This window comes from Pseudomonas sp. M5, assembly GCF_016907075.1.
Taxonomy (GTDB): domain Bacteria; phylum Pseudomonadota; class Gammaproteobacteria; order Pseudomonadales; family Pseudomonadaceae; genus Aquipseudomonas; species Aquipseudomonas putida_E.
The window spans coordinates 1,821,025-1,842,646 of sequence record NZ_JAFBBH010000001.1; the positions used below are offsets into that span (position 1 = coordinate 1,821,025).

The 21,622-nt window shown below is 66.2% G+C and carries 6 protein-coding genes; 5 read left to right on the plus strand and 1 reads right to left on the minus strand.

Annotated features, from left to right (window positions below):
• Window positions 1-9: 9 nt before the first annotated feature.
• From JOE27_RS08345 to JOE27_RS08365, 5 genes are all read left to right on the plus strand, one after another.
• On the plus strand, window positions 10-891 hold the full coding sequence (locus JOE27_RS08345) for a formylglycine-generating enzyme family protein (protein ID WP_046785266.1): 882 nt from the start codon (window positions 10-12) through the stop codon (window positions 889-891).
• Window positions 892-965: 74 nt separating this feature from the next.
• Window positions 966-2,621 carry a cyclic peptide export ABC transporter gene (locus JOE27_RS08350; RefSeq protein WP_046785267.1) on the plus strand — a complete coding sequence of 552 codons (1,656 nt, stop codon included), beginning with the start codon at window positions 966-968 and terminating at the stop codon, window positions 2,619-2,621.
• 119 nt (window positions 2,622-2,740) lie between these two features.
• On the plus strand, window positions 2,741-9,154 hold the full coding sequence (locus JOE27_RS08355) for a non-ribosomal peptide synthetase (protein ID WP_204918505.1): 6,414 nt from the start codon (window positions 2,741-2,743) through the stop codon (window positions 9,152-9,154).
• Complete coding sequence (locus tag JOE27_RS08360; RefSeq protein ID WP_204918508.1) at window positions 9,154-17,691, plus strand: non-ribosomal peptide synthetase; 8,538 nt, start codon at window positions 9,154-9,156, stop codon at window positions 17,689-17,691. Before JOE27_RS08355 ends, JOE27_RS08360 begins: the two co-directional genes overlap by 1 nt.
• A gap of 60 nt (window positions 17,692-17,751) precedes the next feature.
• Window positions 17,752-18,699 (plus strand): alpha/beta hydrolase, encoded by a 948-nt coding sequence (locus tag JOE27_RS08365; RefSeq protein WP_125924667.1) that lies wholly within the window; start codon window positions 17,752-17,754, stop codon window positions 18,697-18,699.
• A gap of 144 nt (window positions 18,700-18,843) precedes the next feature.
• Here JOE27_RS08365 and JOE27_RS08370 read toward each other — a convergent pair whose 3' ends face one another.
• Complete coding sequence (locus JOE27_RS08370; RefSeq protein WP_204918510.1) at window positions 18,844-21,357, minus strand: TonB-dependent receptor; 2,514 nt, start codon at window positions 21,355-21,357, stop codon at window positions 18,844-18,846.
• Window positions 21,358-21,622 lie beyond the last annotated feature (265 nt).

Genomic DNA, 21,622 nt, shown 5'->3' on the forward strand with positions numbered 1-21,622 from the left:
GGCATCACCATGACCGCTTCCCTGCATCGCCTGACCCTGGCCGGCCTGCTGGCCGCCTGCAGCCTGCCGGCCCTGGCAGCACAAACCGCCGATACCCCTGGCACGGTGTTCCGTGACTGCGACAAGCTCTGCCCGGAGATGGTGGTACTGCCCGCCGGCACCTTCAACATGGGCACCCCGGCCGACGAAATGGGGCGCCAGGATGACGAAGGTCCGCAGCATGCGGTGACCTTCGCCAAGCCCTTCGCCATCAGCCGCTTCCAGGTGACCGCCGAGCAATGGGACGGCTACCTCGAGGCTACGGGCACACGCATCGCCGACGGCGACGATCGCCCTGGCCGCCGCTGCACCGCCAGCAAGCCCAGTTACAAACAGGGCCCGCAGCAACCGGCAGTGTGCATGAGCTACCACGATGTGCAGGACTACGTGGCCTGGCTGTCGAAAAAGACCGGCAAGCATTACCGCATGGTCAGCGAGGCCCAACGCGAATATGCCGCACGCGGCGCCAGCACCGGTATGTTCCCCTTCCCGATCGACCCGGACAGCACCCTGGAAATCAGCCAGCACGCCAACGTCTATGGCCCCAAGGATGGCTACAGCTATAGCTCGCCCGTGGGCAGTTACCCGGCCAACGCCTTTGGCGTGTACGACATGCACGGCAATGTCTACGAATGGGTCGCCGACTGCTACCACAACAGCTATGAAGGCGCCCCGGCCGACGGCAGTGCCTGGGGCCAGGCCAGCCGGGCCAAGGACAGCTGCAAGGTGGTAAGTATCCGCGGCAACGACTGGGGCGAGGCGCCGATCTTCTCCCGCTCCGGCAACCGCAACACCAATTTCCCGGGCCGCCTGGGTGACTGGCTGGGTGTGCGGGTGGTCCGCGACCTGTGACGGTACGCGGTTAAATTGCCCCGCGGGCCACTCGTCATAACGATGTACTTTTGCCTCTGATCCAGGAATTCAACATGACCTCCAAAACCCGCGGGGCGCTGAGCGAGCTATTCACCCTGCTCAAACCGTTCTGGCCGATCGTCACCCTGTCGGTCGTCATGGGCATGGTCGGCGGCCTGAGCGTTACCGCACTGCTGGCCACCATCAACAGTGGCCTGCACGCCGACGGCGGCCTGAGCAACAGCGTGATCCTCGGCTTCGCCGGGCTGTGTGCGCTGGCTCTGGCCAGCTCGATCTGCTCCGACATCGGCACCAACTACGTCGGCCAGCACATCATCGCCAAACTGCGCAAAGCCCTGGGCGAGAAGGTGCTGTCGGCCCCGATCGAGCAGATCGAACGTTTCCGCAGCCACCGCCTGATCCCGGTACTGACCCATGACGTCGATACCATCAGCGACTTCGCCTTCGCCTTTGCGCCCCTGGCAATCTCGCTGACCGTAACCCTTGGCTGCCTCGGCTACCTGGCCACCCTGTCACTGCCGATGTTCCTGATGATGCTGCTGGCAATCGGTATCGGCAGTGTCGTCCAGTACATCGCTCGAGGCCGTGGCATCAAAGGCTTCATGGCGGCGCGCGACGCGGAAGACCGGCTGCAGAAGCACTACCACGCCATCGCCGAGGGGGCCAAGGAGCTGCGCATCCACCGCCCGCGGCGCCAGCGCATGTTCCGCCAAGGCATCCAGGACACCGCCGACGCGATCTGCGCCACTCAGGTCCGCTCGATCAACACGTTCGTCATTGCCAAGAGCTTCGGCTCCATGCTGTTCTTCGTGGTCATCGGCCTGGGCCTGACCCTGCAGTTCCTCTGGCCAAGCGCCGACCCCAAGGCCATCAGCGGCTTCGTGCTGGTGCTGCTGTACATGAAAGGCCCGCTGGAACACCTGATCGGTACCTTGCCGGTGGTCAGCCGCGCGCAAATCGCCTTTCGCCGTATCGCCGAGCTTTCCGAGCAGTTTTCTTCGCCTGAAGCGCACCTGCTGCTGGAGGACCACGGCAACAAGCCTGTCGTGGTCGACAGCCTGGAATTGCGCGAGGTGAGCTATGCCTATCAAGCCAGCCCCGGTGCCCAACCGTTCCAGGTAGGGCCGGTGAACCTGCGCATCGCCCAGGGCGACATCGTCTTCGTGGTCGGTGAAAACGGCTGTGGCAAGACCACCCTGATCAAGTTGCTGCTGGGCCTGTACACGCCGCAACAGGGGCAGATCCTGCTCAACGGCCAGGCCGTCGACGCACAGGTTCGCGACGACTACCGGCAATTGTTCACCACGGTGTTTGCCGACTACTACCTGTTCGATGATGTGGTGCAGGGGGACACGCACATCCCCGAAGACGCCAACCGCTACCTGGAGCGCCTGGAAATCGCCCACAAGGTCAGCGTCAAGGACGGTGCGTTCAGCACCACCGACCTGTCCACCGGCCAGCGCAAGCGCCTGGCGCTGATCAACGCTTGGCTGGAAGAGCGCCCGGTGCTGGTGTTCGACGAATGGGCCGCCGACCAGGACCCGACCTTCCGGCGGATTTTCTACACCGAGCTGCTGCCGGACCTCAAGCGCCTGGGCAAGACCATCATTGTCATTTCCCACGATGACCGCTACTTCGACATCGCCGACCAGCTGGTGCGGCTGCAGGCCGGCAAAGTCGTCGTCGAACACGCACCCGCCCTCGCCTGAGCCCCACCCGGCGCGCCCCACGCGCGCCGGGTGCAGCTGTTTCGTCACCTGCCTAAATCACCCCCCTGCCCCTTCGTCTCTCTCAGTACGCTTAATTCTCCAGTGATGGCGAGACCGAGATGACACCCCAGAACCAATCCACCGATGACGCGCTGCTGGCCCTGCTCTGCGAGCTCGACGAAACCGTCGCTGCCCCTGCCGGCATCATTGCCCACGGCGCCGACCACGCGCCGCTGTCGTTCGCCCAGGAGCAGTTGTGGCTGCTCGATCAGCTCGACCCCGATGCCGCCACCTACAACCAGCCGCGCGCCTTTTTGCTCCAGGGCCCGCTGCAGGCGCAAGACCTGCAACAGGCACTGGACCGGGTCATCGACCGTCACGACATCCTGCGTACCCGCATCAACGAGGTGCAGGGCCAGCCACGCCAGCAGGTCGACCGCGCAGCGCGGCTGAACCTGCGCTGCGTCGACCTGCGCAGCCAACCACAGCACGTGCTGCGCGAGGCGCTGCACACCGAAGCCGCCACCCCGTTCGACCTCACCCAGGCCCCACTGCTGCGCGCCTGCCTGTACCAGCTGGGCGCGCAACGCCATGTGCTGGCCCTGACCAGCCACCACATCGTCAGTGATGCCTGGTCCAATCCGGTGCTGCTGCGCGACCTCTCGCAGGCCTACGCCAACGCCTGCGCCGGCAGTGACTGTCAGCTGCCTCGCCCAGCGGTGCAGTACCTGGACTTCGCCCACTGGCAGCGCGGCGTCTACCAGGCCAGCCCGGCCCACGAACGCGCCGCCAGCTACTGGCGCCAGTACCTGCAAGGTGGCCTGCAACGGCTGGAACTGCCCACCGATCACCCGCGCGACAGCCGCCCCGCCACCGCCGCCGGGACCTGCACCCTGGCGTTGCCCGCCGCGCTGTTCAGCCAGCTGCAGGCAGCCTGCCGGGCCAATGGCCTGACGCCGTTCATGGTGCTGCTGGCCGCTTGGCAACTGGTACTTGGCCGCCATGCCCGGCAGGAGGATTTCATCGTTGGTGTGCCCAATGCCGGGCGCACCCAGGAACAGGTACAGGACCTGATCGGCTTTTTCGTCAACAGCCAGATCCACCGGGCACGCCTGGACCCACGCCAGTCCGTGGCCGGCCTGCTCGAGCAGGTGCGCAAGCACGCCCTGGCGTGCCTGGAACATGCCGACTACCCGCTTGAGCAAGCGCTTGCCGAACAACGCCAAGGCACCAACGGCGTACTGTTCCACTGCCTGTTCAACTGGACCAGCGACAATGCCGAGCAGCCCCCGGCCGGTTTCGCAGGTTTGCACATCGAGCCCTTGCCCAGTGCGCCGACTGCCGCCAAGTTCGACCTCAGCCTCAACGTTCAGGCGGGTCGCGAGCGGCTCGGCATCAGCCTCGACTACGATGCCGCGCTGTTCGAGGCAGCCACCGCTTTGCGGCTGGGCGAGGACTGGCTGGCCATCCTCCAGGCCATGCTCGACCACCCCGAGTGCGCAATCGGTGAGCTTCATGCGCAACCTGCCTTGCAGCGTGAACAGTGGCTGGCGGCCGCACAGGGCCCCGCTGGCGATGCCCTCGACGGCCTGGCCGTGCACCAGCAGTTCGCACGCCTGGCGCGCAGCCACGGCGAGGCCGTTGCGCTGGTCGCCGGCGACACGCGCCTGAGCTACCGCGCCCTCGACAACGCCGCCGAGCACCTCGCCCGCCGGCTGCAAGCCGCCGGCATCCGCCCGGGCGAGCGAGTGGCGGTGGCCCTGGAGCGCGGCGCGCCGCTGGTCGTCGCCTTGCTGGCCACCCTCAAGGCCGGCGCGGCGTATGTGCCGCTGGACCCCCAGTTCCCCGCCGAACGCCTGGCCTACATGCTTGAAGATTGCGGCGCCCCCCTGCTGCTGAGCCAGGCCTCGGTGCTGGCTGCCCTGCCAACGCCAGGCCAGCAGGTACTGCTGCTCGATGACTTCGACCTGCAGGCCACGCACCAGCCCGAACCGGCCCTGGCCCTGGACTGCCCACCGCAGCAACTGGCCTACGTGCTCTATACCTCCGGTTCGACTGGCAACCCCAAGGGCGTGATGGTGCCCCATGGCGCACTGTCCAATTTCGTCGCGGCCATGGCCAAAGCCCCCGGCCTGCACCCGGGCCAGCGCCTGCTGAGCATCACCACCTGCTCCTTCGACATCTTCGGCCTGGAGCTGTACCTGCCACTGTGCACCGGGGCGTGCATGGTGCTGGCCGACAAGCACACCGTGCAGGACCCGGCGGCAATCCTCGACCTGCTGATCAGCGAGCACGTCGACGTGCTGCAGGCCACCCCGTCGACATGGCGCATGCTGCTCGACAATGACCCCGACCAACGCCTGCCTGCACTGACCGCGCTATGCGGCGGGGAAGCGCTCGGCGATGACCTGGCGGTAAGGCTGCTGGCCCGTTGCGCCGCGCTGTGGAACCTGTACGGCCCGACCGAAACCACCATCTGGTCGGCGCGCCACGCACTGGCCCGCGCCAGCGCCCGCCCCGAACTGGGCCAACCGATCGAACGCACCGGCCTGTTGCTGCTCGACGGCAACCTGCTGCCCAGCCCGCCGGGTGTACCGGCCGACCTGTACATCGGCGGCGACGGCCTGGCCCAGGGTTACCACCAGCGCCCCGGCCTGACCGCCGAACGCTTCGTGCCGCACCCCTATGGCAAGCCCGGCGAGCGCCTGTACCGCACCGGCGACCTGGCGCGCCGCCACGCCAGCGGTAGCCTGGACTTCCTTGGCCGGGTCGATCATCAGGTGAAGATCCGTGGTTTTCGCATCGAGCTGGGCGAGATCGAAGCGGCCCTGCTCACCCTGGACGCGGTGCGCGAAGCCGCAGTGGTCGCCCGCGACGGCGTCGATGGGGCTCAACTGGTCGCCTATGTGGTGCCTGCCAGCAGGCCCGCCGACAGCCAGGCCTTCATCGAACACTGCCTGGCGCCGCTGCGTGAGCAACTGCCAGGCTATATGTTGCCAGCACGCCTGCACCTGTTGCAGGCCATGCCGCTGACACCCAACGGCAAGCTCGACCGCAAGGCCCTGCCGGTGGTCGATGAAAGCCCGGCGCAGGCTCGCTACCTGGCGCCGACCACTGACCTGCAACGCCAGGTTGCGGCCACCTGGGCCGAGCTGCTAAAGGCCGAACGCGTCGGGCTGGGTGATGATTTCTTCGCCCTGGGCGGCCATTCGCTGCTGGTGGCGCGGGCAGTCTCGCGCCTGCGCCATGAGCTGGCGCTGAACTTCCCCCTGCGCCTGCTGTTCGACCAGCCGCGCCTGGGCGACTTCTGCCAGGCCCTGGCGCATTTGCAAAAGGCTACGCCGCTGGCCCTGCCGGTGCAGACCGCGCGCGACCAACTGCCGCTGTCTTACGCCCAGGAGCGCCAGTGGCTGCTGTGGAAGCTGGCCCCAGAAAGCAGCGCCTACCACATTCCCAGCGTGTTGCGCCTGCGCGGCCCGCTGGATGTCACCGCCCTGAGCCGAGCATTCGACCAGCTGATTGCCCGCCATGAAGCGCTGCGCACCTGCTTCACCCTCGAAGGTGAACGGCCGCGCCAGCACATCCTCGCCCCCTGGTCGCTGAACCTGCAGTGCCAGCCCCTTGAAGAGAGCCAGTGCCAAGCCTTTATCGCAGGCCTGCTCGGCCAGCCCTTCGACCTGGCCAACGGCCCGCTGCTGCGTGTAGGGCTGGCGCGCCTGGCGGCCGACCACCACGTGCTGGTGCTGGTGCAGCACCACATCGTCTCCGACGCCTGGTCGATGCAGGTGATGGTCCGCGAGCTGTGCGCGCTCTATCAAGGCCAAGCCTTGCCCGCACTGGCACTGCAATACGCCGACTTCGCTGCCTGGCAGCGTCGCTGGCTGGATGACGGCGAGCGCGAGCGCCAGCTGGCCTACTGGCGCACACGCCTGGCCGGCGAGCAACCGGTGCTCGAACTGCCCTGCGATCACCCCCGTCGCGACAACGCCAAGCGCCCGGCAGCACGCTTGCATCTGGTATTGCCCACGGCACTGGGCGAAACCGTGCAACGCTTCGCCAGCGCGCACCAGGCGACAGTTCCGATGGTGCTGCTGGCTGCCTGGCAGGCCCTGCTGCACCGCTACACCGGCCAGCCGGACATCCGCATCGGCGTACCGGTGGCCAACCGCAACCGCCTGGAAACCGAGCAATTGATCGGCTTCTTCGTCAACACGCTGGTGCTGCGCGCCGACTGCACGGCCGACCTGTCGTTTGCCGGGCTGCTGGCGCAGACCCGCCAGGCCATGGTCGAAGCCCAAGACCACCAGGACCTGCCCTACGAGCAACTGCTCGAAGCCCTGCTGCCCCAGCGCGGCCCGCAACAGGGCTTGTTCCAGGTGCTGTACAACCACCACCAGGCGGCCGATGCCGCGCCACTGGGTGCGCTGCACCTGGAGGCACTGGACAGCCAGCCGCAGGAGGCCCAGTTCGACCTGGCGCTAAGCACGGCCCAGGGTGAACACGGCCTCAGCGCCAGCTTTACCTACGACCGCACGCTGTTCGACGCCACCACCCTGCAACGCCTGGCCAGGCACTGGCTGAACCTGCTCGAACAGGCCCTGGCCCAGCCAGGGCTGCCGCTCGCACGACTGGCCCTGATGGACCCGGCCGAACGCTTGCAGGTCCAGGACGCCTGGAACGGCGCGCCGGTCGCCCACCCACAAACGCAAGCGCTGGCGGCACGCATCGAAGCCCAGGTACAACGGCAGCCGCAGGCTGTTGCCCTGCGCTATCAGGGCCAGGCCTTGAGCTACGCCGAGCTCAACCAGCGCGCCAACCGCCTGGCACACCGCCTGATCGCGGCGGGCGTGGGCGCCGAGGTGCCGGTGGGCCTGGTGGCAGAGCGCGGCTTCGCGATGATCGTCGGCTTGCTGGCCATCCTCAAGGCCGGCGGCGCCTACGTGCCGCTCGACCCCGCGCACCCGGCAGAGCGCCTGGCTTTCGTGGTCCGCGACAGCGGCATCAAGGTGCTGCTCGACCAGCCAGGCCTGCTCGCCGAACTGCCAGAGTACGACGGGCTGCTGCGCCTGAACCTGGAGGCCGGCTACGACGACCAGCCGGTGGACAATCCCGCGCCGCGCAGCAGCGTCGACAACCTCGCCTACATCATCTACACCTCCGGCTCCACCGGCCTGCCCAAAGGTACGCTGCTCAGCCAGCGCAATGTCCTGAGGCTGTTCAGTGCCTGCGATCGCTGGTTCCGCTTCGACCACAATGACGTCTGGACCCTTTTCCACTCCTTTGCCTTCGATTTTTCGGTGTGGGAGATCTTCGGTGCGCTCCTGCATGGAGGCCGCCTGGTGATCGTGCCGCAGGCCTTGAGCCGCGACCCGCAGGGCTTCCTGCAGCTGCTGGTGGACGAGCGTGTGAGCGTACTCAACCAGACACCTTCGGCATTCAAACCACTGACCCAGGCCGCGTGCAGCGCCACCTCGGCAGACCTTGCCCTGCGCCTTGTGATCTTCGGCGGCGAAGCGCTCGACGTGGCTGCACTGCGCCCCTGGTTCGAGCGCTTCGGCGCACAGCGGCCACAATTGGTGAACATGTACGGCATCACCGAAACCACTGTGCACGTCACCTATCGACCGATTGGCCTGGATGACCTGAACCGCACGGTGAGCCCGATCGGCGAACTGATCGACGACCTCAGCGGCTACCTGCTCGACGGCGAACTCGAGCCGGTTCCGGCGGGCTGCGTCGGCGAGCTGTACATCGGCCAGGCGGGCCTCGCCCGAGGCTACCTCAACCGCGCCGGGCTGAGCGCCACGCGCTTCATCGCCAACCCGTTCTCCACCCAGCCCGGCAGCCGCCTTTACCGCACCGGCGACCTGGCGCGCCGCCGTAGCGACGGCACCCTCGAATACATCGGGCGCATCGACCAACAGGTGAAGGTCCGCGGCTTCCGTATTGAACTGGGCGAAGTCGAGGCCAGCCTGCTAGCGCAGCCGACGGTGGCGCAGGCAGTGGTGATCGCCGACCAGGGGCCCGCCGGCACCCGCCTGCTCGCCTACCTGGTGGCGCATGCAGGCCAGGGCGGCGACACCGGCGCCCTGCGCGCCGCGCTCAAGGCGCAGCTCCCCGACTACATGGTGCCGGCCCATTGCATGTGGCTCGAACAGCTGCCCCTGACCGTCAACGGCAAACTCGACCGCAGTGCCCTGCCGGCACCAGCCGACAGCAACGCCCAACGCACCTTCCGCGCCCCCCACACACCGTTGCAGGAGCAACTGGCCGGCATCTGGCAACAGGTGCTCGGCGTGCAGGCCGTGGGCCTGGACGACGACTTCTTCGAGCTGGGGGGGCATTCGCTGCTGGTGATCAACGTCGTTTCGCGCATCCAGCTGGAGCTGGGCCGCGAGCTGACCCCTCAGGCCCTGTTCCAGCATCCGACCCTTCAAGCCCTGGCGCTTCACCTGGACACCACTACAACTGCGGTCGATGAAAACAAGCTCGACACCCTCGAAGCCTGGCTCGACGAAATGGAGGAACACTGATGGACAGCACTGCCGCTTCGAGAATTGCCAAGCGCTTTGTCCTGCTGCCGCTGGAAAAGCGCCGGCAGTACCTGTTGAAGATGCGCGAGGAAGGCCTGTCGGTGGCCAGCCTGCCGATCCCTCAGGTACGTGAAGCGTTCGACCGCCTGCCGTTGTCGTTCGCCCAGCAACGTCAATGGTTCCTCTGGCAGTTCGACCGCCAGGCCAGCGCCTATCACATCCCCTGCGCCCTGCGCCTGCGCGGCGCCCTGAACGTCGCTGCGCTGCAGGCCAGCCTTGAGGCGCTGGTGCGCCGCCATGACAGCCTGCGCACGCGTTTCGTCGAAGACGAGCAAGGCGTCGCGCAGCAGGTCGACAGCACCGTCGCGCTGGCACTGACGCTCACCACGCTCGATGAGCAGGCCGTACAGGCCCATATCCAGGCGCGGGTACGTGAACCTTTCGACCTGGCCTGCGGCCCATTACTGCGTGCCGAGTTGCTGCAAGTGGGCAGCGATGACCATGTGCTGCTGCTGGTGCAGCACCACATCATCAGCGACGGCCGCTCGATGCAGGTGATGGTCAAGGAGCTGACCCACTGCTACGCCCGCTTCAGCCAGGGCCTGACCAGCCAGTTGCCAGAACCACAGCTGCAGTACGCCGACTACGCCATCTGGCAACGCCACTGGATGGAAGCCGGCGAGCAGGAACGCCAGCTCGACTACTGGCGCCAGCGCCTGGGCAGCGCAGTGCCAGTGCTGGAACTGCCATTGGACCGGCCACGCCCGAGCGTGCAGCGATTCGACGGTGCGCGCCTGCCGCTGGCCATCCCGCCGGCCCTGGCCCTGGCCGTGCGCCAGCTGGCCCAGGCACGCCAGGCCACACCGTTCATGGTGCTGCTGGCCTCGTTCATGGCCCTGCTGCACCGTTACACCCGCCAGCAGGACATCCGCGTCGGCGTGCCCAGCGCCAACCGTAACCGGGTCGAGGCCGAAGACCTGATCGGCTTCTTCGTCAACACCCTGGTCATCGATGGCCAGTGCCAGCCGACCCTGTCTTTCGAGCAACTGCTCGACCAGGTCAAAACCACCACCTTGCAGGCCCAGGCCCACCAGGACCTGCCCTTCGAGCAACTGGTCGAGGCCTTGCAGCCCGAGCGCAACCTCAGCCACAACCCGTTGTTCCAGGTCATGTTCAACCATCAGGTCGGCGCGCCCCAGCCGAACGAAACGGCCCTCGGCCACGGCCTGGCCATCGAGCCGCTGCCACTGGCAGGCGAGACCGCGCAGCTGGACCTGACCCTCAACACCTTTGAGGACGCCCTGGGCCTGAGTGCGAGCCTGACCTACGCCACAGCCCTGTTCGACCACACGTCCATCCAACGCCTGGGTGACCACTGGCTGCGCCTGCTGGCGCAAGTGGTGCATGCCCCGCAGCAGGCGCTTGGCGAGGTGACACTGCTGGCCGATGAAGAACGCCAGCGCTTGCTCACCCAGTGGAACGCCACCACCCACACCTACCCTGCCACGCCGTCGGTCCATGCCTTGGTCGAAGCCCAGGCACGCCGCACACCCGATGCCACCGCACTGCTGTTCGGCGACAGCGCGCTGAGCTACGCCCAGCTCAACCGTCAGGCCAACCGGCTGGCCCACGCCCTGATCGCCCAAGGCGTGCGCCAGGACACGCCGGTCGGCATCGCCGCCGAGCGCAGCCTGGAACTGGTGGTTGGCCTGTTGGCCATCCTCAAGGCCGGCGGCGCCTACGTGCCGCTGGACCCTGAATACCCCGCCGAGCGCCTGAGCTACATGGTCGAAGACAGTGGCATCAGCCTGCTGCTGACCCAGTCGCACCTGCGCGATCGCCTACCGCTGCCGCCCCGGCTGCCCGTGCTCCTGCTCGACCAGGCGTTGGCTGCGCAGCCCGAGCACGATCCGCAGCTGCCGTGCGCGCCCGAGCAACTGGCCTACGTCATCTACACCTCCGGCTCCACCGGCCGCCCGAAAGGCGCGGGTAACAGCCACCAGGCCCTGGCCAACCGACTGCAGTGGATGCAGGCGGCCTACGGCCTGGATGCCAGCGACACAGTGCTGCAGAAGACCCCCTTCAGCTTCGACGTGTCGGTGTGGGAGTTCTTCTGGCCGTTGATCACCGGCGCCCGCCTGGCCATCGCCGCACCGGGTGACCACCGCGACCCGGCGCGCCTGGTACAACTGATCGTCCAGCATCAGGTCACCACCCTGCACTTTGTGCCCTCGATGCTGCAGGCCTTCCTGCTCGACGACCAGGTTGCCCGCTGCAGCAGCCTGCAGCGCATCGTCTGCAGTGGCGAAGCACTGCCGGTGGAGGCGCAGCAGCAAGTATTCGCGCAACTGCCGCAGGCCCGCTTGTACAACCTGTACGGGCCCACCGAAGCGGCCATCGACGTCACCCACTGGACCTGCCGTGACGAGGGTAAGACCGGCGTACCGATTGGTAATCCGATCGCCAACCTGGCCTGCTGGATCCTTGATGCCGGCCTGCAGCCGCAACCCGCGGGCGTCATCGGCGAGCTGTACCTGGGCGGCGTGGGCCTTGCCCGCGGTTATCACCAACGCCCGGCACTGACCGCCGAGCGTTTCATTGCCTGCCCGTTCCAGCCTGGCGCACGCATGTACCGCACGGGCGACCTGGCGCGCTACCGCGCCGACGGCGTGATCGAGTACTGCGGGCGCATCGACCACCAGGTAAAAATCCGCGGCCTGCGCATCGAACTCGGCGAGATCGAAGCGCGCCTGATGGAGCAACCCGCCATCCACGAGGCCGCCGTGCTGGCCGTGGACAACCAGCTGGTCGCCTACCTGGTGGCCAAGGCCGGCACACCGCTGCCGGAGCGCGAGCAGCTGAGCCAGGCACTGCTGGCCCACCTGCCCGACTACATGGTGCCCAACCAGTGGTTGTTCCTGCAGCGCATGCCGCTGAGCCCCAATGGCAAACTCGACCGCAAGGCCCTGCCCGCCCCGGGGCTGGCTCAGGCCCAGGCCAGCTACAGCGCCGCCGAAGATGAACTGCAGGCACGCCTGGTGCAGGTCTGGCAGCGGGTGCTCAAGCGTGAGCACGTGGGCATTGATGACAACTTCTTCGAGCTGGGCGGCGACTCGATCGTGTCCATCCAACTGGTGAGCCAGGCTCGACGCGACGGCCTGCACTTCACCCCCAAAGACCTGTTCAGCCACCAGACCGTGCGCACGCTGGCCCACGTCACCCTGACCCAGGCCGAACCGGCCGAGGCCGCATACCTGCCCGCCAGCGGTCGCAGCCTGCTACTGCCGATGCAACAGCAGTTCTTCGCCCAGGCCGTACCACAGGCGCAGCGCTGGAACCAGTCGGTGATGCTCAAGGCCAACCAGGCGCTGGCCCCGGCCCATGTGCGCCAGGCACTCGCTGCACTGCTGGCCACCCACGATGCCTTGCGCCTGCGCTTCAGCCAGGTGCAAGGCGAGTGGCAGGCACACTTTGCCCCGCACGTGCCCGACGACGACGTGCTCTGGCTGTTCGAGCCAAGCCAGGGCGACAGCTGGCAGGGCCTGTGCGACCGTGCTCAGGGCAGCCTCGACCTGGCCCAAGGCCCGTTGCTGCGCGCAGTGCAGGGGGTGGTCGACGGTGAGCTGCGCCTGCTGCTGGTGATCCACCACCTGGCCGTTGACGGTGTGTCCTGGCGCATCCTGCTTGAAGACCTCCAAAGTGCCTATTCCCAGGCGGCTGCCGGCCAGGCCTGCGCGCTGCCACCGCGTACCCTGTCGGTGCAGGACTGGGCCCTGCGCCTGCAAGCGCACGCACAGAGCCCGGCCGGGGAGCAGGAAGCCGCCTTCTGGCAACGCCAGTGCGCCGATATCGACAGCACGCTGCCGGTGATCGATGCCGACGCTGCGCTGCGCCTGCGCGACAGCCGCAGCGTCACCACCCATCTGGATGCCGCGACCACCACGCGCCTGCTCAAGGATTGCCCGGCCGCCTACCGCACGCAGATCAACGACCTGCTGCTGGCCGCCCTCGCCCGCGTGCTGCAACGCTGGACCGGCGCCGATGACCATCTGGTGGAACTCGAAGGCCATGGCCGCGAAGCCTTCGCCGACGTCGAGGCCGACCTGACCCGCAGCGTCGGCTGGCTGACCAGCCTCTACCCGGCCCGCATCAGCGCCGGCAGCTCGCTGGCCGAAGCGATCATGCTGACCAAGGAACACTTGCGCGCCCTGCCGGGCAAAGGTGCGTTCTTCGGTGCCCTGCGCAGCTTCGCCAGCCCGGCAATACGTGAGGCCCTGGCCGCGCTGCCCGCTGCGCGTATCACCTTCAACTACCTGGGCCAGTTCGACAGTGGCAACGACGATGCCGCCACGCTGATGCGGCCGATCCCGGCAGACAAAGGCCGCGAACACAGCGCCGATGCACCGCTGCAGAACTGGCTGGCACTCAATGGCCAGGTGTTCGACGGCGAGCTGCGCTTGAACTGGAGCTTCAGCCAGCGCATGTTCGAGCCGGCTCAACTGCAGCGCCTGGCCGATGACTACGCCGCCGAGTTGCGCGAGGTCGTGGCCCTGTGCGGCCAGGGCGTGCGCCGGGGCCTGACCCCTTCGGACGTGCCGCTGGCCCGCCTGAGCCAGGCCCAGCTGGCCCTGTTGCCCTTCGCCTGCGACCAGGTCGAGGACATCTACCCGCTGTCCACCGTGCAGCAGGGCATGCTGTTCCACACCCAGGATGCCGGTGCCGGGGACTTCTACATCAACCAGACCAGCGTCGAGGTCCAAGGCCTGGAGGCGCCGCGTTTCATCGCCGCCTGGGGCCGGTTGGTGGAGCGCCACGAGATGCTGCGCAGTGCCTTCTGGCAGGCGCCGCAGCTGAGCGAGCCACTGCAGGTGGTGCTGCGCCAGGGCCAGCTCGACGCCCGGGAGCTGGACTGGCGTGGCCAGGCCGTCGAGCCGGCGCGCCTGGCCGCCGCCGCCGAAGCCGAGCGCCGCCGCCCGTTCGACCTGCTCGCCCCGCCCCTGCTGCGCCTGTTGCTGGTGCGCCTGGATGACGAGCGCCACCAACTGATCCTGACCAGCCACCACATGCTCATGGATGGCTGGAGCCAGTCACGCCTGCTCGGTGAACTGTTCCAGTGCTACGCCGGCCAGCCGTTGCCGGCTCAGCAAGGCCGCTACAGCGACTACATCCGCTGGCTGCAGGCGCCGGCGCAACAGGCCAGCGAAGCCTTCTGGCGGCCACGCCTGGCCGAGCTGCAGGCCCCCACCCAGCTGGCCGGTGCGGCCGGCAGCCGCAGCGCCCAGGAAGGCCACGGCGCGCTCTACCTGCACTGGGACGAGCAGCGCACCACCTGGCTGCGCGAGCAGGCCCAGCGCCTGCGCGTAACCCCCAACACCCTGGTGCAGGCTGCCTGGGTGCTGCTGTTGCAACGTTACACCGGCCAACAGACCGTGTGCTTCGGCGCCACCGTGTCCGGTCGCCCGGCCAGCCTCCCGGGTGCCGACAGCCTGCTGGGGCTGTTCATCAACACCTTGCCGATCATCCAGGCACCGCACCCGGCACAAGCGGTGCAGGACTGGCTGCAACAGTTGCAGACCTGCAACCTGGAAGTGCGCGACCACGAGCACACGCCGCTGGTGGACATCCAGCGCTGGGCCCAGAGCAACGGCCAGGCGCTGTTCGACAGCATCATCGTGTTCGAGAACTACCCCATCGATGAACGCCTGCAATCGGCCGGTGCCGCCGGCCTGCGTTTCGGCGAAGCGCAACTGCGCGACGTCACCAACTACCCGATGGACTTGGCGGTGCACCTCAATACCCGCCTGCGTATCGAGTTCCTCTACCGCCTGGACCATTTCCAGGCGCAGCAGGTGCAGGCCATCCGCCGCCACTTCGAAGCCTTGCTCGAACGCCTGCTGAGCCACCCCGAGGCGGCAGTCGGCACGCTCGGCCTGCTCGACACCGTCGTGCAGCCACACGCACAGCCCTGCGATACAGCACAGCATGACCTGGCCAGCCTGATCGACCGTCATGCAAAGGAGCGTGCAGACCAGGTGGCAGTGCGCTGCGACGGGGTGCAACTGACCTACGGGCAATTGGAAGAGCAGGCCAACCGCCTGGCCTGGACCCTGCTCGAACGCGGTATCGGGCGCGAGGACCGGGTGGGCATCGCCCTGGACCGCTCGGTGCGCACCATCGTTGCTTTCTACGCGGTGATGAAGGCTGGCGCGGCCTATGTGCCGCTGGACATCGATTACCCCGCCGAACGCCTGCAGTGGATCATCGGCGACGCCGACGTGGCCCTGTTGCTGACCGACAGCGTTATCGGCGAGCGCCTGGGCATCGCCCCCGAGCGCCGCCTGGACCTGGACCGGTGCGAGCTGTCCGCGCAGCGTCACGCGCCGCAACAGCAGGCGCTGGACGATCAGCTCAGTTACATGATCTACACCTCCGGCTCCACCGGTAACCCCAAGGGCGTGGCCGTGGCCCGAGGCCCGCTGCGCATGCACTGCCAGGCGATCATCGAACGCTATGAAATGGGCCCGTCGACCCGCGAACTGCTGTTCATGTCGTTCGCCTTCGACGGTGCCCAGGAGCGCTGGCTGTCGACCCTGATCAGCGGGGGCTTGCTGGTGGTGCGTGGCAACACCCTGTGGACCCCGCAGCAGACCTGGGACGTGCTGCATGCCGAGGCCATCAGCATCGCCTGCTTCCCGCCGGCCTATCTTCAGCAACTGGCCGAATATGGCCAGGCACAACCGGCCCCGCCCCCTGTGCGCATCTACTGCTTCGGCGGCGATGCAGTGGCCGATGCCAACTTCGAGCAGGTCAAGCAGGTGCTCAAACCGCAGTACCTCACCAACGGCTACGGCCCTACCGAAACCGTGGTCACCCCACTGCTGTGGAAGGTGCCGGTGACGGCGCGCTGCGAAGCGGTGTATGCACCCATTGGCGTGGCCGTGGGCAACCGCACGCTGCATGTACTGGATGATTGCCTCAACCCGCTGCCGGCAGGCCTGGCCGGCGAGCTGTACATCGGTGGCGAGGGCCTTGCCCGTGGCTATCACCGCCGCCCGGGGCTGAGTGCCGAGCGCTTCGTCGCCGACCCGTTCAGCGCCACTGGCGGGCGCCTGTACCGCACCGGTGACCTGGTACGCCAGCGCCCGGACGGGGTGTTCGACTACCTCGGGCGTTTGGACAATCAGGTGAAGGTCCGCGGTTTTCGCATCGAACTGGGTGAGATCGAGGCGCGCCTGCGCGATATCGCCAACGTGCTCGATGCCGTGGTGGTGGCGCGCGAGGGTGCCAACGGTAAGCAGCTGGTCGGTTACGTGGTACGTGGCGACGGCGAGCGGGCTGTCATCCCGATGCTCGAGTACCTGCGCCAGGTACTGCCGGACTACATGGTACCGGCGCAACTGATGGTGCTCGATGCCTTGCCGCTAACCCCCAATGGCAAGGTCGATCGCCGCGCACTGCCCGAGCCTCTCATGTGCGAACGCCAGTACCAGGCACCGGCGGATGACCGCCAGCGTGCGCTGGCGGCGATATGGGCCGATGTGTTGGGCCTGGAGCAGGTTGGGGTGAGTGATCATTTCTTCGAACTGGGGGGCGATTCACTGGGTGTGCTCAAGGTGCTCTCGCGCTTGCGCAACCAACCGCAACTGGGCCTGAACCTGAAGCTGCGCGACCTGATCGCCCGCCCGACCATCGCCGAACTGTGCCCGGCCGAGGCGCGCGAGCAGGCGGCGCTCGACCCACTGCTGCTGCTCAACCGCAAGGTCGAACGCCAGGCACCGCTGTTCTGCCTGCATGCAGGCTTCGGCACGGTGTTCGACTACCGCGCACTGGCTCAGCGGCTGGACGGCGTTTGCAGTGTCTATGGCCTGCAGAACCGCATGCTGCTCGACCGCCAGTGGCAGGACGAGTCGCTCGAAGCCATGGCCATCGACTACGCCCAGTACATCCGCCAGAAGCAGCCCCAAGGCCCCTACCGCCTGCTGGGCTGGTCGCTGGGTGGCACCCTGGCGCTGCTGGTGGCCCGCGAGCTGGAGAGCCAGGGCCAGCAGATCGACCTGCTTGGTCTGGTTGACCCGTATGTACCGGGTGAGCCAGGTGCGGCCCTGGACGAAGACTGCGGCGGCGACCTGCGCGCTTTCCTCGCCGTGGTCAGTGGCCGCCCGGCCGACAGCCTGCCGCTGTTCCCGGTAGCGGCCAATGCCGATGCCACGCAGCTGCAGGCACTGATCGAGCGGAGCCTGGGCGCAGAGGCCATGGACGGCCTGCAAAGCAGCGAGGATCTGGCGCGCACGTTTACCGTGGCCATGACCCTCAAGGCCCTGTCGCTGCAAGTGCACGCCCTGCCTGCGGTACGCGCCAGCCTGGACTGCTGGTGGGCACAGAGCAGCGAAGCGGGCGTCTGCCAGGCCTTCGAAGCGCGCCACGCGATCCACTCCAGCCAGTGCCTGGCCGCAGATCACTACGCCATCGTCAGCCATGGTGCACTGCTCGAAACCGTGCTTCACCGCCTGCAGCCGGTGGCCGCACCAACCCTGTGAGCCTGCGCCCGGCCGCCCTGCGCGGCCGGGCCCTTATCCAACAATGTGAAGGAAACCCGAATGTCCCTGGATGGCGATCTGGAAGCGTTCCTGGAACTGGCCGAACTCGGCCGCCTGACGGGCAAGAGCCAGCCCATGCATCAGTTGGGCATCGCCCAGGCGCGGGCGGAATTTGAAAACGCCTCGCGCCTGCTCGACCCCGACCCTCCCGCCCACGTCGAGGTGCGCGCCCTGCAGTTCAGTTGCCGCGATGGTGCGCAGTTGCCCGCCCGCCTCTACGTGCGCCCGGGCGTCACGCCCAAGGCCACCCTGCTCTACCTGCATGGCGGTGGCTATGTGGTCGGCAGCCTGGACTCGCATGACTGCGTGTGCCGGCGCCTGGCCTGCCTGGGTGACTATGCGGTGTTCGCTGCGCACTACCGGCTGGCGCCGGAGCAACCGTTCCCGACGGCCCTGCACGATTGCCAGGACGCCGCCAGCTGGCTGCAGCACAGCGCCACCGAACTGGGCCTGCCGAGCGCGCTGGTGCTGGCCGGCGACAGCGCGGGGGCAACCCTGGCCACGGTGCTGGCGATCGAAGCCGCGCAACACCCGCAGGCCATGGCAGTGAAAGCGCAGCTGCTGTTTTACCCTGTGGCCGAAAGTAATACCCGGCGCGCCTCGCACCAGCGGTATGCCGAGGGTTATCTGCTGGAGAGCGGCACACTGGACTGGTTCTATGACCATTACCTGGGCGCCGCCCAGGCGCACAATGACTGGCGCGCCTCGCCTCTGCTGCACCCGGCGCTGCCGGCCATGGCGCCGGCGTATGTGAACCTGGCCCAGTACGACCCGTTGTTCGATGAAGGCCTGGACTATGCGCGCAAGCTTGAGGCGAGCGGCACACCGACCACCCTGCGCATAGAGGCGGGGCTGACCCACGACTTTCTGCGCATGTCGGGGATCACCGGAGCGACTGGCGAGGTGTATGCCGCGGCAGGATGCTGGTTGGAGCAGGTGCTGGCCTGATGCGAATCTGGGGCCGCTTTGCGGCCCATCGCCGGCAAGCCAGCTCCCACAGGTACAGCGCAGACCTGAAAAACTGCGAGTTCCCTGTGAGAGCCGGCTTGCCGGCGATGGGCTGCGCAGCAGCCCTGGTTAGGCTAACTGAAATCAGTACGTCGCCCGTACCGTCAGCATAAAGTTGCGTGGATCGCCATAGTAGTTGCCATAGGTCGAGGTACCGACGGTCTGGTAGTACTTCTTGTCAAACAGGTTGTTGCCGTTGAGGGTCACGTTCCAGTGCTCGTCGATACGGTAGTCGACCATCGCGTTCCAGATCGCATAACCGCTCTGCTGGTATTCGTAAGGGGTACTGACACTATTGATGACCGCCGTACCACTTACGTGGGTAGCGCTTTGGATGTCTACCCCGCCCCCTACGCGGAAATCATGAAACGCACCAGGGAGACGATAAGTGGTGAACAGCTTAGCCAAATGTTTAGGTGTGATAGTACTCAGCCCGCCACCCGTCTCGCGGTTTTTGTTGATGTTCAATGTATAGCTGGCCATCATCATCCAGTCCGGCAGAATTTCGCCGGAAATTTCCATGTCGACGCCCTTACTGATCGTTTCGCCACTGCTGAGATAGCAGCAGTTACCCCCGAACTCTACCTGGGTCTCTTCATAGTTAGGGTCGACTACGGCCTCACCACTTCGTTTGGTGTAGTAGAGCGCTACGCTCGTATTGACTGTGCCACCAAACAATTCACCCTTGACCCCTGTTTCATATGTCTTTCCGGTCATTGGATCAAGAGCTGTACCTGAATTAACTGGCGCAACTTGCCGGTTCTGTTGGGGCTTGAAGATTTCCGCGTAACTGGCGTAAGCGGCCCACTCATCTGTGATGTCATAGACGATACCGCCGAACGGGGTAACTTTAGTCGGCTCTCGCATATCCACGCGAGACTGCTGGGTCCAAGTTGTCCCTGTAGCGTCAGCAGTGCGATATGTCTGATCAAATTTATACCGCTGCGCACGGGCCCCCACAATAACGTGAAGAGGATCAGCTAACTGCAAACGAAGACTCGAATACAAACCATACTGAGTTTGGCTGTTGGGTTTGTAATCTCGGATGAACGGTGTCCGCGCACCTGCGCTGTCCCACGGGGTGGAGTCTGGGTCGAAAACATCTACCGCCCCCCCGCCAGCAGCGAATGCCCCGGTACCGCGCCAGCGACTGTCGATGTCTTGGTAGTCACCGCCCACAACCAGACGATGATTCAGACCGAAAAGGCTAAAGTCGCCGGACAGGTTGACGTCCCAAAGATTTTGCTGACTCCACTGCGTGTTATAAGTGCCGAAGCGGACAACACCCGAACCAGTGACGGGGTCAACGGCACGTTGCGTGGTGGCGTTGTTGGTATCGACTGTGTCGTAGATATTGGTATAGCTGAAATTAAGCTTCCAATCATCATTGAGCCGATGGTCGATCTTGGCGAAATACTCGCGGGAAAAGCCGTCCGCGTACGCCCAGGTGGTAGACAGGCCGGTATGGCGCGGCAGGCCAAGGTCTGCACCGTTGCTGTAGCGTGGTACGGCCGAGGCGGTGCCGGTCTCGTGGACCTTGTTGAAACGCAAGCCTGCGGTGAGCATGGTGTCGTCGGTGACATCGGCTTCAAGCACGCCATAGAAGAACGGCTTGTCGGTGGCCCGGTTGTCGACGAAGTACTGGCGATCCTGGTAGGCCACCACCATACGGCCACGCAGCTTGCCATCGAAGCCCAGCGGGCCGGTCACGTCCAGCTCGCTGCGGTAGTTGTCCCAGCTGCCCGCCGAGGCGGTGAACTTGAGCTGGTAGAAGTCCAGCGGGCGCTTGCGCACCAGGTTGATGATACCGCCCGGGTCACCGGTGCCGCCAAACAGTGCGCTGGCACCACGCAGCACTTCGACATGGTCGAACTCGGCGATGTCGTAGATGTTCGACGCGTAAAAGCTGCCGGCGGTGGTGCCCAACGCCATGGGGGCGGCGCCGTCGAGCTGGATGTTCTGGATCGGGAAGCCGCGTGAATAGAAGTCCTGGATACGGAAGGTGTTGCTCTGCACGGTCACACCCGGCACGGCCTTCATCGCATCGTTGATGTCGGTGAACTGGCGGTCTTCGATGACCTGGCGGGTGATCACCGACACCGATTGCGGGGTTTCCTTCAACGAGGTCGGGCTCTTCGAGCCGACGCTGGTCAGGCCCGGTGTGTAGGAGCCGGTGTTCTCGGTAGCCTGGCCCATCCCCTGGCCCATGATGGTGGTTTCGCCGATAACCAGAGCACCGGCGCCGACATCACTGGTGTCGGTGCTGATCAACAGGACCGAATTGTTCTCGATGCGGTAGGTAAGGCCTGCGCCTTCCAGCAGTTGCGCCAGGGCCTGGTCCGGCTCCATGGTGCCGCTGACCTTGGGTGCACGCTTGCCGCTGACCAGGTCGGGCGAGTAGACCATCTGTAGGCCGGTCTGCTGGCCAAGGGCGATCAGTGCCTGGTCCAGTGGCTGGGCTGCGATGTCCACCGCAACCGGCTGGGCTTGGGCATGGGCCATGGCCAGGCTCAGCACCAGTGCCGAAGCCCGCAGGCTCCACTTCGATGGCCCGGCGGCCAAGGCTGCCCCCTTGTTTCGCATACGTTTGGACTTCATGTGCGCAACTGACTCCGACTGTTCTATGAGTGTGTAGGTGACGGTCTCGACGTACCGTTTCTATAAGGCCCTTACGCGTTCGAGCGACGCGTTTTCAGCGGCTTACAGGTAAGACGCACGAACGTGAAAAAAACTGATAACTTTTTTCATTTGCGTTCAATTTGTCGATGGCTCGGGGCTGCCTAACCTCGCACTCATGAAAAACCCGAAGGCTAATGCCAGTCGGTCAATAGATTTGGGGCCGCTTTGCGGCCCATCGCCCGCA